Origin of the sequence: Kribbella steppae (assembly GCF_004342025.1) — a bacterium.
Taxonomy (GTDB): Bacteria; Actinomycetota; Actinomycetes; order Propionibacteriales; family Kribbellaceae; genus Kribbella; species Kribbella steppae.
In genome coordinates this window covers 908,516-921,576 of the sequence record NZ_SLWN01000001.1, presented here as the reverse complement: position 1 = coordinate 921,576, position 13,061 = coordinate 908,516, and the positions used below count along the sequence as shown (strand labels likewise).

At 68.5% G+C, this 13,061-nt stretch carries 14 protein-coding genes; 10 read left to right on the top strand and 4 right to left on the bottom strand.

Annotation, left to right across the window (positions count from 1 at the left end):
- Positions 1-83 precede the first annotated feature (83 nt).
- On the top strand, positions 84-788 hold the full coding sequence (locus EV652_RS04300) for a GNAT family N-acetyltransferase (RefSeq protein WP_132207587.1): 705 nt from the start codon (positions 84-86) through the stop codon (positions 786-788).
- Here EV652_RS04300 and EV652_RS04295 read toward each other — a convergent pair.
- Positions 688-1,488 carry a mechanosensitive ion channel family protein gene (locus tag EV652_RS04295; RefSeq protein WP_242001541.1) on the bottom strand — a complete coding sequence of 267 codons (801 nt, stop codon included), beginning with the start codon at positions 1,486-1,488 and terminating at the stop codon, positions 688-690. The genes EV652_RS04300 and EV652_RS04295 overlap by 101 nt on opposite strands.
- A 66-nt stretch (positions 1,489-1,554) precedes the next feature.
- Between EV652_RS04295 and EV652_RS04290 the strand changes: the two genes are divergently transcribed.
- The 7 genes from EV652_RS04290 (at position 1,555) to EV652_RS04260 (ending at position 7,351) form a co-directional block, all read left to right on the top strand.
- On the top strand, positions 1,555-2,556 hold the full coding sequence (locus EV652_RS04290) for a DUF2157 domain-containing protein (RefSeq protein WP_132207585.1): 1,002 nt from the start codon (positions 1,555-1,557) through the stop codon (positions 2,554-2,556).
- Between the two features lie 64 nt (positions 2,557-2,620).
- Positions 2,621-4,738 carry a 4-alpha-glucanotransferase gene (gene malQ / locus EV652_RS04285; RefSeq protein ID WP_132207584.1) on the top strand — a complete coding sequence of 706 codons (2,118 nt, stop codon included), beginning with the start codon at positions 2,621-2,623 and terminating at the stop codon, positions 4,736-4,738.
- A gap of 120 nt (positions 4,739-4,858) precedes the next feature.
- Positions 4,859-5,458: a lytic polysaccharide monooxygenase auxiliary activity family 9 protein gene (locus EV652_RS04280; RefSeq protein ID WP_132207583.1), complete on the top strand. Its 600-nt coding sequence runs from the start codon at positions 4,859-4,861 to the stop codon at positions 5,456-5,458.
- A gap of 81 nt (positions 5,459-5,539) precedes the next feature.
- The gene (locus tag EV652_RS04275) at positions 5,540-6,043 is read left to right on the top strand and encodes a hypothetical protein (protein WP_132207582.1); all 504 of its coding nucleotides are present in this window, start codon (positions 5,540-5,542) and stop codon (positions 6,041-6,043) included.
- 75 nt (positions 6,044-6,118) lie between these two features.
- Positions 6,119-6,400 carry an aa3-type cytochrome oxidase subunit CtaJ gene (gene ctaJ / locus EV652_RS04270; protein WP_132207581.1) on the top strand — a complete coding sequence of 94 codons (282 nt, stop codon included), beginning with the start codon at positions 6,119-6,121 and terminating at the stop codon, positions 6,398-6,400.
- The gene (locus EV652_RS04265) at positions 6,387-6,785 is read left to right on the top strand and encodes a DUF5130 family protein (RefSeq protein WP_132207580.1); all 399 of its coding nucleotides are present in this window, start codon (positions 6,387-6,389) and stop codon (positions 6,783-6,785) included. The genes ctaJ and EV652_RS04265 overlap by 14 nt, the downstream gene beginning before the upstream one ends.
- Entirely contained in the window at positions 6,782-7,351 is a 570-nt protein-coding gene (locus EV652_RS04260) for a GNAT family N-acetyltransferase (protein ID WP_132207579.1), read from the top strand. Before EV652_RS04265 ends, EV652_RS04260 begins: the two co-directional genes overlap by 4 nt.
- On the opposite strand, the gene EV652_RS04255 is transcribed toward EV652_RS04260, so the two are convergent.
- The 3 genes from EV652_RS04255 to pepN all read right to left on the bottom strand — a co-directional run bounded on the left by EV652_RS04255 (position 7,348) and on the right by pepN (position 11,446).
- Positions 7,348-7,938, bottom strand: a complete 591-nt coding sequence (locus EV652_RS04255) for a hypothetical protein (protein WP_132207578.1) — start codon at positions 7,936-7,938, stop codon at positions 7,348-7,350. The genes EV652_RS04260 and EV652_RS04255 overlap by 4 nt on opposite strands.
- A gap of 335 nt (positions 7,939-8,273) precedes the next feature.
- The gene (locus tag EV652_RS04250; protein ID WP_132207577.1) at positions 8,274-8,804 is read right to left on the bottom strand and encodes a hypothetical protein; all 531 of its coding nucleotides are present in this window, start codon (positions 8,802-8,804) and stop codon (positions 8,274-8,276) included.
- A gap of 71 nt (positions 8,805-8,875) precedes the next feature.
- Entirely contained in the window at positions 8,876-11,446 is a 2,571-nt protein-coding gene (pepN, locus tag EV652_RS04245; protein ID WP_132207576.1) for an aminopeptidase N, read from the bottom strand.
- Between the two features lie 109 nt (positions 11,447-11,555).
- On the opposite strand from pepN, the gene EV652_RS04240 reads away from it, so the two are divergent.
- Both EV652_RS04240 and EV652_RS04235 read left to right on the top strand, forming a co-directional pair.
- Complete coding sequence (locus EV652_RS04240) at positions 11,556-12,170, top strand: mycothiol-dependent nitroreductase Rv2466c family protein (RefSeq protein WP_132207575.1); 615 nt, start codon at positions 11,556-11,558, stop codon at positions 12,168-12,170.
- 90 nt (positions 12,171-12,260) lie between these two features.
- A complete protein-coding gene (locus tag EV652_RS04235) occupies positions 12,261-13,061 on the top strand; it encodes a serine hydrolase (protein WP_242001540.1) in 801 nt (266 codons plus the stop codon).

Below are 13,061 nucleotides of genomic sequence, written 5' to 3'. Positions count from 1 at the left end.
GCACGCCGCCCTCACAGCCGAGCTGTGGGGGCGGCGTCGTGTTGTCGCCAGACAGGCCTCCCGGCCGAGCGCATACTGCGGGTGTGCCGGACGATGCTGTGCTGCTCGACAACCACCTCGCCTTCCTGGCTGCGCATCGAGGGGACGTACGGCGGAGCGCCGCAGGGATCGACGTGATCGGCGAGGACGACTTCTTCTCCTGCTGGATCCCGCTCAGTGCGGATGCCGGCATCCCGGACGGGACGTCGGCCGTGCGGCTGGTGCCGTGGAGTGGGGACGGGTGGGAGCAGCGGCTGACGGAGGCCGGGTTCGAGCCGGCTGAAGTGCTGGTGCACATGGAGGCACCTGCTTCGGAGACTGTTGGTGAGCCGCTGGCCGCGGTCGGCACGGACGAGGACGCGGTCGCGTTCGCCGAGGTACAGGCCGCCGCCTTCCTGGGCGAGGACGATCCGGACGTCGACTGGTGGCGACAGAAGCTCCGGGAGATGGCGCTGCGCAACTACGCGGAGCCGGACCAGTCCTTCTACCTGCTCCGGGTCGACGGTGACCCGGCCTCGATCACGCTGGTGTTCGGTACCGGCGAGGTCTTCGGCATCTACGCGGTCGCGACCAAACCGGCGTACCGGGGGAGAGGGCTGGCCTCGACGCTGCTGGGTCAGGCGCGGCGGGACGCGGCCGGCGGGCGGCTCACCTTGCAGGTCGTCGAGGGCTCGACTGCTGAGCGGCTGTATCTGAAACTCGGCTTCCGTCCGGTGTTCCGGTCGCCGCACTTTCGTCTTCCGGCCTAGCCTCTTCGCGTTCGGTGGCGCTGCCGACACCTGAGGGCGCGGTGCTCTCGGGGTCGCGGGTGGTGAGGTTGCCGATCCGGAGGACCTCGCCGTTGCGGACGTACCAGGTGGTGCCGTCGTCGCCGCGCAGGGTCGTGATCCGCAGGCCGACGGCGACGACGACACCGGTCGCCTTCTCCATGTCGATCAGGTCGCCGACGCCGTACTGGTCCTCGAAGATCATGAAGACGCCGGCCAGGAAATCCTTCACCAGCGTCTGCGCGCCGAAGCCGAGGGCGACGCCGATGATGCTCGCCGAGGCGATCACCGGCATGATGTTGAACCCGAGCTCGGCCAGCACCATCACCACCGTGACGGCGCTCAGCACGATCGTCACCGTGCTGCACAGCAGCGAGGCGATCGTCTCGGCCCGCTGGGTGCGGCGCTCGTTGGCCAGCGTGTTCTCGACGAAGCCCTGGCCGATCTTCGACTTCGACAGCATGCCGGCCACCGCGCCGCTGCTGGCCGGTCGGCGGGCGAACCTGCGGATCACCCGGTGCAGCACCCAGCGGAGCACGAAGAAGCCGATGATCAGCCCGGCGATCCGGGCCGGGACCATGACGATCTGGTCGGTCACCTCCAGGTTGCCGTCGTTGCCGTACCGGAAGAAGGTCGGGAACGACTCGGGCAGTGAAAGCAGGGGGTGACTGACTAAGGACACAAGGTAGCTGGTCAGAATAGGCATCTCGCCGCCCGATCTTAGTAGTCAGACAAGGGAGACGATCGCATGCCCAGCCGGCTGGATGACGAGTTGACCAGGCTCGTGAGCGCGGGTGTGCTGCGCCAGTACCAGGCCGACACGCTGCGGGACGCCGCGGACGCCGAGGTCGCGGCGGCACTGGCCGACCCCGGCCGGCCCCAGCCGCAACCACCGGCCGAGTCGTCTCCCGCGAAGCCCAGGACACCGCCGACGGCGACGCATTCGAGTGCCTTGATCGAGGTGCTCGGCTACATCGGCGGCGCGTTACTCCTCGGCGCGGTCGCACTGCTCACGGTCGCGAACTGGGGCGAGATGGGGCAGGCCGCCCGCGTGAGCACCGGCTCCAGCGCTGCGGTGATCCTGCTCGGCGCGGCGGCCGTCCTCGGCGTGTTGCGGCGTCACGAGCAACTCAGTTCGGCGCTGGCGTCGCTGGGGTGTTGTGTGGCCGGCTTCGCGACGTACGTCGCGATCGAAGGCGAGACCGGTCGCGTCATCGGGGTCGCCGTCGCGCTCGCACTGGCCGGGGCCGGACTCTGGTGGCTGGCCGGCTCATCGTTGCTGGTGGCAACTTTTGCGATCCTGTCCGTCGGTGTGTTGGTGATCACGGCAGATGTCCTCACTCCGGACACCGGGTCGGCGGACACCAGCGCGGGGATCGCCGGGACCGGGTTCATCCTGGTCGCGTTCGTGATGGCGATGCTCGGGCTGGTCCGGGACCAGGTGACCTCGTGGTCGCTGGCCGGGGCCGCGATGTTCAGTTCGTCCATCTGCTGGCTGATCCAGGAGCGCGGCGAGATCATGGCGCTCGCGGTCGGCACCGCTGGTCCGGCCGCCCTCCTGGTCGCCTACGGTCGCCGGCAGGCGTCGGCGTACGCAGTGGTGGGGTGCGCGATCCTGCTGGTCATCTGGCCGACAGCGCTCTACCAGCTCACCGACAACATGGCAGGTGTCGCCATTGGCCTGGTGGTCGCCAGTGCCGTCTTGCTGGTCGCCGTACTGCTGCTCAGTCGTAGGCGCGCGAACCGGTAATCAGACACCGCCTCGGCGCGCGGCATATGCGCGTTGAGGGGGTTGATACGGCAGACTCGCTGAGGTGACTGCTCCTACTCCGGCCCTTGTCGAGCTAGCGGTTGCCCATGGCGTGGCGACGGAGTACTGGAACTGGCTGGGCGAGCATGTGATCGTCTCCAGTGAGGTGGTGGCCACCGTGCTCGCGGCACTCGGTGTCGACGCTTCCACACCGGAGAAGGCGGCGCAGGCGCTGGACGAGCACCGGCAGGCGCGTTGGCGTCGTACGCTGCCGGGCACTGTGGTGATGCGGGCGGGCTGGACGCCCTGGTTCGCCGTACACCTGCCGCACGGGTCCACCGCCGAGGTGTGGGTGGACCTGGAAGACGGCGGGCACCGGCGGGACATCGCGCAGCAAGACCACTGGGTCGAGCCGGAGTGGATCGACGGCGTACAGGTCGGTGAGGCGACGTTCCAGCTGCCGGGCGACCTGCCGATCGGGTACCACCGGCTGTGCGCGCGGATCGGCAGCAACCCGGAGATCTCGGTCAGCACGCTCATCGTCACCCCACGCAAGTTGGAGCCGGAGAAGCTGCACCGCACCTGGGGCTGGGTGCTGCAGCTGTACTCCGTCCGCTCGCGTCGGTCCTGGGGCATTGGCGACCTGCACGACCTCGCAGACCTGGCTGCCTGGTCGGCGACCGACCTGAGCGCCGGCTTCGTGTTGGTGAACCCGCTGCACGCCGCGGAGACCTCCGGGCGGATGGAGCCCTCGCCGTACCTGCCTGCCTCGCGGCGCTTCGGCAACCCGATCTATCTCCGCATCGAGGACATCGACGAGTACGGCGACCTCGCGCCGGCCGAGCGGGATCGGGTCCGGGCCTTGAGCCTGCAGACTCGGGCACTGAGCGAGGACCCGACCGCACTGGACCGCGACACCGTGTGGGCGGCGAAGCGGGAGGCACTGCAGTTGCTGTTCGGCGTACGGCCGTCGATCGGCCGGATCGCGGAGTACGGCGCCTACTGCGACCGGGAGAGCCAAGGCCTGATCGACTTCGCCACGTGGGCCGCGATCGCCGATGTCCACGGGCCGGAGTGGAGCAAGTGGCCCGAGGAACTGCAGGAACCGACCTCTCCGGCCGTCGTTGCCTTCCGCAACGAGAACCCGGACGCGGTGGAGTTCCACTGCTGGCTGCAGTGGCAGCTGGACGACCAGCTCGCCCGTACCCAGGCCCGGGCCAAGGCGGCCGGTATGTCGCTGGGCGTCGTACACGACCTGGCTGTCGGCGTGCATCCGGACGGGGCGGACGCGTGGGCGCTGCAGAACGTACTGGCACCCGGTATCCACGTCGGTGCTCCGCCGGACGCGTTCAACCAGCAGGGACAGGACTGGTCGCAGCCGCCGTGGCGCCCGAATGCGCTCGCCGAGACTGGGTACGCCGCCTGGCGGGATCTGGTCCGTGCAGTGATGCGGCACGGCGGTGGGCTGCGGATCGACCACATCCTCGGCATGTTCCGGCTCTGGTGGGTGACGTCGCCGGAGCGCCCGACCGAAGGCACGTACGTCCGGTACGACCACGAAGCGCTGGTCGGCATCCTCGTCCTGGAGGCCACCCGAGCCGGTGTGACCGTGGTGGGGGAGGACCTCGGCACGGTCGAGCCGTGGGTACGCGACTACCTGACCGAGCGCGGCATCCTCGGTACGTCGGTGCTGTGGTTCGAGCGAGACGCACAGGGGAAGCCGCTCGCACCGGAGCGGTGGCGTGAGCTGTGCCTGGCCACGGTCACCACCCATGACCTGCCTCCCACCGCCGGCTACCTGGCCGCGGACCACGTGGAGCTGCGTCACCAGCTCGGCCTGCTGACCAGGCCCGTTGCCGAGGAGCTCGAGGTTGACGAGGCCGAGCGGGATTCGTGGCTGAACGCACTGCGCGAGCGCCACCTGCTGAGGGACACCGACGGCGACGTCGAACGCCTCGTCGAGGCCCTTCACCAGTACGTCGCTCATACGCCGGCGAAGCTGGTCGGCGTGGCGTTGACGGATGCAGTGGGCGAGCGTCGTACGCAGAACCAGCCGGGCACCACGGACGAGTACCCGAACTGGCGGGTGCCGCTCGGCGGACCGGACGGGTCGCCGGTGCTGATCGAGGATCTGCCCAACAACCAGCGTCTCCGCCGGTTGATCGGCGCGCTGAACATCTAGCTATCCGTAAACAACCGCTCACGAGCCGTTGACAATAGATTTGAACGGTTGTTTTCTATCTGTCAAGAAGGCGCCTTCCTTCACTGTCTTTCCGCCCCAACAGTTGAAGGAGTTGTCCGCATGCTCCGAGCACGAAAGCTCAGCCTGGCCGGAATCGCCGTCGGTGCACTGGCGCTGACGGTCAGCACCTCGGTGCCGCTGGCGTACGGTCACGGCTACACGACCGGCCCGACCAGTCGCGCCAAACACTGCCAGAACGGCACCGTCCAGAACTGCGGCCAGATCCAGTGGGAGCCGCAGAGTGTCGAAGGCCCGAAGGGCTTCCCTGCGGCAGGTCCGGCCGACGGCAAGCTCTGCTCCGCCGGGCTGTCCCAGTTCGCCGAGCTGGACGACCAGCGTGGTGGAGCCTGGCCGGCGGAGCAGCTCACGGCCGGCCAGAGCTACAACTTCCGCTGGTACCTGACCGCACCGCACGCCACCACGGACTTCAAGTACTACATCACCAAGCAGGGCTGGGATCAGAACGCTCCGCTGACCCGGTCGGCGCTCGAGCTGAATCCGTTCCTGACCGTCACCATGAACGGCGCGCGGCCGGCCAACAACGTCAGTCATGCCGGCACCGTGCCGAGCGGCCGGACCGGGCGGCACATGATCATCGCCGTCTGGACCATCCACGACACGGTGAACGCCTTCTACCAGTGTTCGGATGTTCGTTTCTGATTCAACCGGACGTTTCGTCAATAACTTTCCGGGGAAGTGCACTCCTTGAAATATCCGCCCCGTATTTCAAGGAGTGTCCCCATGAAGACTGTGCTCCGCCGAGTTCTCGTCCCGCTCGTCGCCGTCCTCGCCGGCCTGCTGCCCGGTGTGGTCGCTGTCGATCAGGCCGCCGCGCTCACCAAGATGACGCACTCGCAGGCCACCGCGATCTTCCGGGCCGCCGGGATCACCTGGTCGTCCAGCGGCGGTTGCTCCGACTGGAACATCCCGACCTGCACGTCGTTCACCAACATCAACGACAGCACCGTGTACGGCGTACGCACGCTGAAGCAGGCGAGCGGATGCGCGGTGAACATCACCGGCGGCACCGAGGTCGGCCACGCCTCCGGCACCTACAGCCACCGCAACGGGTACAAGGTCGACATCTCGGTCTACACCTGTGTCAGCAACTACATCCGCAACACCTTCACCCGGATCGCCGACCGCGGTGACGGCGCCCAGCAGTGGCGCTCGGGCGCAGGCAACATCTACGCCAACGAGGGCAACCACTGGGACATCACCTACTACAACTGCGGCGGCTGCTAGTCAGGCGCCGTGCTCAGGCCCACGCCGGGGTGAGGCCCTGGCGTGGGCCGGAGGGCTGGGGACTAGGCTCTGGGTGTGATCACTGAAGTTTCCGGCCACACCCTGCTGGTGTTCGTCGGCATCCCCGCACTGGTCATCGCGGTGGTGGCGCTCCTGGTCTTCGCGCCGTCGATCGCGAACGGACCGCGCTACCGCCCTGGCCTGTCCTGGTGGGCTCCGCCGGTCTGGATCAACGGGCCGACCGCGACGAAGCCGGACCCAGCCAACCTGCCCGAGTTGCCTGGCGCACCGGGGACCACTGCGAGCGCCGGTGCCGGCGTCGCCCGTTCTACCGGAGGCGCAAGTGCCAGCTGGTGACGCTTTCACCCCTGAGCAGCTCTACGACATCGAGAGGGCGGTCCGGCACGCCGAGGAGGCCTCCGGCCTGCACTTCTCCGTGTACGTCGGTGGTGCCGACTCCGAGACCCGGCCGTTCGCGCTGGAGCTGCTGAACGAACTGGACGACCCGGACAACACCGTCCTGGTGTACGTCGACCCGGCCGGACGCCGGCTGGAGATCGTCACCGGCGCCCTCGCGAAGCGGCAGCTCTCGGACACCGCGGCCGGTCTGGCGGCGCTGGCCATGCAGACCTCGTTCGCCACCGGTGACCTGACCGGCGGTCTCGTCACCGGCGTACAGCAGCTGGGTACGCACGCTCACCAGGCTCCGCTGCTGCACGCGAACGAGCCGCACAAGCAGTGAGCCAGCGGCTCCGGCCACACCGCATCGAGCTGGACGACCTCGTCCTGCGCCCGTTCGGGTGGACGGACGAGCCGGCGGTCGCCGAAGCACTGCGGGACCCGGAGATCCTTCGCTGGACCGCGGGTACGGCGGTGATCCGCACACCCGCGGACCTGCGGGCGAAACGGTGGCTCGAGACGCGGGTCGACGGCTGGGAGCGTGGCAACGCGGTCTTCGCGGTCGCGGACGCCACCAGCGACTACGTGCTGGCCACGGTGTCGATCCGTGAGGTCAACCGGGTTCCCGACCAGGCAGTCGTCGCGTACTGGGTCAGCCCGGGTGCACGAGGCCGGAGGCTTGCTGCTCGCGCGCTGGATGCAGCAGCTCGCTGGTCCTTCGCGAAGGACGGACTGGGGCTGCACAGGCTGTCGCTGGATCACGCGCTCGTCAATGAGGGCTCATGCCGGGTCGCAGTCCGGGCCGGCTTTCCGTTGGAAGGCACGATGCGCGAGTTCTTCGTCGAGCCGACCGGCGAGCGGCACGACTCTCACCTGCACGCCCGGCTGGCGACCGACCCAATCGCCTAGCTGCCTGGGGCACCGGCTGGTTCGAAGGTGGGGCAAGCGGGGCTGCTGTGGACGCGCTGTGTCCTCGGATCGGAGCACAGGTCGAGCATCTGCCCCGACGATGTGCCCGGACCGAGGTAGACGATCCAGGTGTCGGTGACCGGCTCCATGGAGCTGTTGGAGATCCCGGGATACTGCCCGTTGACCAGCATCGCCTTGGCCGGAACGCCCGCCGTGATCATCTTGACCGCTGTGGCCTTGGCGAGCTGATCCGCGTCCATGCCGACGTCGGTCGGGTACTTCTCCATCACGACGATCCATTGGCCGCGCTTGAAGGCCGGAGAGGTCGCGCCGGTGTTCGGCGTCGCGCTCGGCGGGGTCTGCACCTTGGCCTTCGGCGACGCCGAGGACGCCGGCGGCTTGCGATCCGCCTTGGAGGTGTTGACCGACGGGGACGGATCCGTACTCTGGCTCGGCGCGGCCGCCGCCGGTGGCCCCGCTCCGCCGTTCGCGGCGCCGCCCACCCGCAGGCCGTCGTCGGTGGGCGGGGTCGACGATCCCCGGGTCAGGATGAACGCGAACACGGCGACCATCGCGGCGGCGGCCACGATCGCCGCACCGACCGCACTGTGCGAGCGCTGGGGCTTGCGGGAGTGACTGTGCGGGGAATGACTCTGCCGGGAAGGGCTCTTCGGTTGTCGCCGGGCGGGTGGCCTCCGGTGATCCACGGGTGTCACGACAAGGGTCCCTCCCCAGATTCCCCGGTGGTGGATATTTGCTGCAGCTTAAACCGAACCACTGAATAAATGAGTACTGCTCACGTGATGAGAATCTCCTTCGGGACAAGGAATCGCGCCCCGGAGTCGGCACCTCACTATCCGCCGAACAACAAGCGTTTGACTCTCACTGGCAGCGTTCGCGCTACCGCGATCTGCGACGTGCCCTAGGTCCCGGAGGGGATGCCGTCGTATTTCGGCTGGGGGCGGGTGTCGAGGGCGTCGTCGAGCCAGGCGTCCACATCGACGTCGGCGCCGAGGATGTGGTTCACGTACGACGCCCGTTCGTGGCTGAGGACCTCCAGCTCCCAGACGCATGGGGCCGCACCGATCGGGGCCGGCCGGAGGTCGTCGACGTCCATGCCGCTGAAGATGCTCTGCCGGGACTGGAAATCCTTCGCCCAGCTCTGCACGACGAGGTAGATCCCGTCGTCGCCGAGGTGCAGTACGACGACGCCGAGCCCGACCGAACCCATCGCGTCGTCGAACTCGAGCTGCCGGGTGGCGGTGGCGCGGGCGGCGTCGACCATCTGGTCGTCCCACTGCCGTCCGCGGGCAGTGATGATGTACGGCTTCACCAGGCGATGCGGATAGCGCCAGGGCATCAGTGGAGTGACAGGGCGAGGGCGGTACGCCTCTGCCAGTCCGGTCAGCGCAACGGCTGCCGCACCTGCCAGGGCGGGGTCAGAAGCGGGCACCGCCCCAGTCTTACCCCACCCTGGTCCAATTCGACACCGGCGGTCTCAACGAGAGACCGCCGGTGTCGTGTTCAGCTCGCGTCGCGGGCCTGGGCCGCGAGGGCGCGGGTCAGGTCGGCCTGGGCCTCGCTGACGTAGCGCAAGGTGGGAGCGTCCACCGACGAGGACTCCGTCGACAGCCAGGACGTGAGTGCGTCGAGCGTCGGCTGTTCCGCCAGATTCCGCGGCGACAGGTAGACCAGCACGTTCTCGCCCATCGAGGAGCCGAGGCGGGTGTAGACGTCCTTGGCCGCGCTCAGGTACCTCGCGACGAACGGCCGCAGCAGCTCCTCCTGACCTGGCTGCTGGAAGCCGAGGATCGTCCGGAACTGCGTCTCGTTCGGGGTGTCCCCGGACTCGACCGCGATCCGCCACGCGTCTTCCTTGGCCTCGGCGGTCGGCCGGGCGGCCCGTGCCTGGGCGGCCCGCTCCTGCCCGGTGATGGTTGTGTCCCGGGTCAACTCGTCGTCGATCTCGTCGGCACCGATCCGGCCGAGCCGGGCCAGCGCGACGATCAGCGTCCAGCGAAGATCGGTGTCCACCACGAGCCCCGAGGGCAGGTCGCGGTCGTCGAGCCACGCGGCCAGCCGGTCGGCGCCGGCATCGGAGAACACCGCGGAGCTGTAGGCCCGGGCGAACGCGAGCTGGTGGTCGCTGCCCGGCTCGGCGTTGACGAGCAGCTCGGCCAGCGTCTCTTCGAACTGCGCCCGCAGCGTCGGCCGGTTCGCCGGTGCCGCGTAGAGGTTGATCGCGCTGGTCGCCTGGCCGAGCAGCGACCGTACGCCGGTCAGGTCGGTCTCGGCCTTGATCCCGCGCAGCACGATGCCGACGTACTGGCTGGCCGGCATCTCGGCGTCGCGGGTCATGTCCCAGGCCGCACCCCAGGCAAGGGCCCGGGGCAACGATTCCGTCAGCTGGTCGATCGACTCGACCAGGGTGGCCCGGGACCGCTCGTCCAGCCGGATCTTGGCGTAGGTGAGGTCGTCGTCGTTCAGCAGCACGAGGTCCGGCTGCGTCGCGCCGACCAGTTCGGCCAGCTCGGTGCGCGGTCCGTCGATGTCGACCTCGAACCGCTCGGTCCGGACCAGGCCTTCATCGGTACGGCGGTACAGGCCGACAGCCAGCCGGTGCGGCCGCAGGACCGGGAAGTTCTCCGCCGCGGTCTGCTCGATCGCGAAGGACGTGAACGCACCCTCGGCGTCGACCGCGAAGTCGGCCCGCAGCGTGTTGACGCCGGCCGTCCGCAGCCAGCGCTCGGTCCAGTCGTCCAGGTCGCGCCCGGACGCCTTCTCCAACGGCTTCAGCAGGTCGGTCAGCTCGGTGTTGCCGAACGCGTGGTCGGAGAAGTACTCCTTCAGCGCGCTGATGAAGGTGTCCTCACCGACGAACGCGACCAGCTGCCGCAGCGTCGAGGCGCCCTTGGCATAGGTGATGCCGTCGAAGTTCACTTCGACCGCATGGAAGTCGACCATGTCGGCCGCGATCGGGTGTGTCGAGGGCAGCTGGTCCTGCCGGTAGGCCCAGTTCTTCCGCGCGTTGCAGAAGGTCGTCCAGGCACCGGCGTACTTGGTCGTCGCGACCGCCTGGGCCCAGTGGCTGGCCCACTCGGCGAACGACTCGTTCAGCCACAGGTCGTCCCACCAGGTCATCGTGACCAGGTCGCCGAACCACATGTGCGCGAGCTCGTGCAGCACCGTGTTCGCGCGGGCTTCCATCTCCGCGTGCGTCGTCCGGCTGCGGAAGATGTACTCGTCCCGCAGCGTGACGCACCCCGCGTTCTCCATCGCGCCCATGTTGTACTCCGGCACGAACGCCTGGTCGTACTTGTGGAACGGGTACGGCGTCCCGAAGGCCTGCTCGAACAGCTCGAAGCCCTGCTTGGTCACCTCGAACAGGTCGTCGACGTCGAGGGCTTCCTTCAGCGACGGACGGCAGAGCAGCGACAACGGGTAGCTGCCGTGCGGGCCGTCGTACGAGTCCGTGACGACGTGGTACGGCCCGGCCACCACCGCGGTGATGTACGTCGACATCCGCTCGGTCGGCGGGAACTCCCAGCGGGCCAGCTCCTCGCCGTTCTCACCCTGGTACGACGTGGGCTCGGGCGTCGGCGCGTTGGAGATGACCACCCAGCGGGCCGGCGCGGACACGGTGAAAGTGAAAGGGGCCTTGAGGTCCGGCTGCTCGAAGGTGGTGAACACCCGGCGGGCGTCCGGTACCTCGAACTGCGTGTAGAGGTAGGTCTCCTTGTCGGCCGGGTCGACCGAGCGGTGCAGCCCTTCACCGGTGCGCGAGTAGGTGCAGTCCGCGATCACCGTCAGCTCGTTGCGCTCCGCCAGCTCGTCCAGCTGCACGCGGGCGCCGTCGTACACGGTGTCCGGGTCGAGCGAGCGGCCGTTCAGGGTCACCTCACGCACCTTCTCCGCGATCAGGTCGGCGAAGGTGCTCGCGCCGGCGGTGGCGGCGAATGTGATGGTGGTCTCCGACCGGAAGGTCGGAGCGCCGCTCGGGGCGTTGGTCAGGTCGAGCTCGATCGCGTATTCGACATCGCTGACCACCCCGGCACGGGTACGCGCCTCGTCGCGCGTGAGGTTGGTTCCAGGCATGTCGGCATCCTATGCACCTGGCTGGCCGGTTCGCCGACGGTTTCCCCGCGATCTTGGGGCATGGATACCAAACCGGTGCATAGTTGTTCGATTTTGTATGATGGTGAATATGACTGCCTCCGCCGATTTCTGGTTCGACCCGGCCTGCCCCTGGGCCTGGATGACGTCTCGCTGGATGCTCGAGGTCGAGCAGGTCCGGGACGTGACGACGACCTGGCACGTGATGAGCCTGGCCGTCCTGAACGAAGGGCGTGACCATCTGGACGAGAAGTACAAGCAGAACCTGCGCAACCTCCGGGGCCCGGTCCGGGTGCTGATCGCGGCCGAGCAGGCCCACGGTAACGAGGTGCTGCTGCCGCTCTACACCGCGCTCGGCCAGCGGATCCACGTCGAGGGTCGTGGCGTCGGCGACGGCAAGGGTGACGTGGTGAAGGAGGCTCTCGCGGAGGTCGGGCTGCCGGCGTCGCTGATCGAGGCCGCCGAGACCGACCGCTATGACGATGCCCTGAAGAAGTCGCACCATGCCGGCATGGACCTGGTCGGCATGGAGGTCGGTACGCCGGTCATCGCCGTCGAGGGCACCGCCTTCTTCGGCCCGGTGGTCACGCCCGCCCCGAAGGGTGAGGCGGCCGGCAAGCTCTGGGACGGCGTCCGCCTGGTGGCCGGCACCGAGGGCTTCTTCGAGATCAAGCGGACCCGGGACCGCGGCCCGATCTTCGACTGATTCGGTCTGTGGTTCAGGGCTTGTTTCGAACCGCGCCGGCTGGTGAAGGTTGCTCACCAACGAATCCCCCGAGTGGTGAGTAGGTTCCAGATGACGCTGCGTGATGAGCTGCCCGAGATCGATGCGGTATCCGACGGCGTGACGGCCGGGATCGCCGTCTTCGACCGCAGGACCGGGCTGTTCGTCCAGCGGCACAACGCGGATCACCGGTTCCGGTCGGCGTCCGTGGTGAAGCTGCTGATCGTGCTCGACTACCTCTGGGACCGTGCGCCGGCGTACGACGTACCGGCCGCGGACCGGACCCGGCTCGAGGTGATGCTGCGCAGCAGCGACGACGACGCGGCGAGCTACTACTGGGACGAGCTCGGTGGTGCCGCCATCGTCGACCGGATGGTGCAGCGGCTCGGCCTGACCCACACGGCCGGGCCGCCCACCACCCACCCCGGCTTCTGGGGGTACGTCGCGATCACCGCCGCCGACACTGTCCAGATCTATCGCTACATCCTGGATCGGGCACCCGAGCCGGTGCGGGAGTTGGTGATGGGCCTGCTGCACCAGCCGACCCGCCTCGGCACGGACGGCTTCGACCAGTACTTCGGGATCGCGTCGGTCTTCGATCCTGATTTCAGCATCAAGCAGGGCTGGTCGGGTTTCCTCGGGTCGAGCGGCTACCGCAAGGACACGGCCAAGCCGGTCGATACGCCGGTCGACCTCGTCAGCGATGCACTGCACACCACGGGGACGGTCGGGCCGAGCGACCGGACCATCGTCGCGGTGTTCACGTTGCACCCGTCCGGAACGCAGTACGAGAAGGCCTACGCCGAGGTGACGCGGCTGACCGCGGCGCTGACAGTGCCGGGCGGCGTACGCACGCAAGGCGGCGGACAGTAG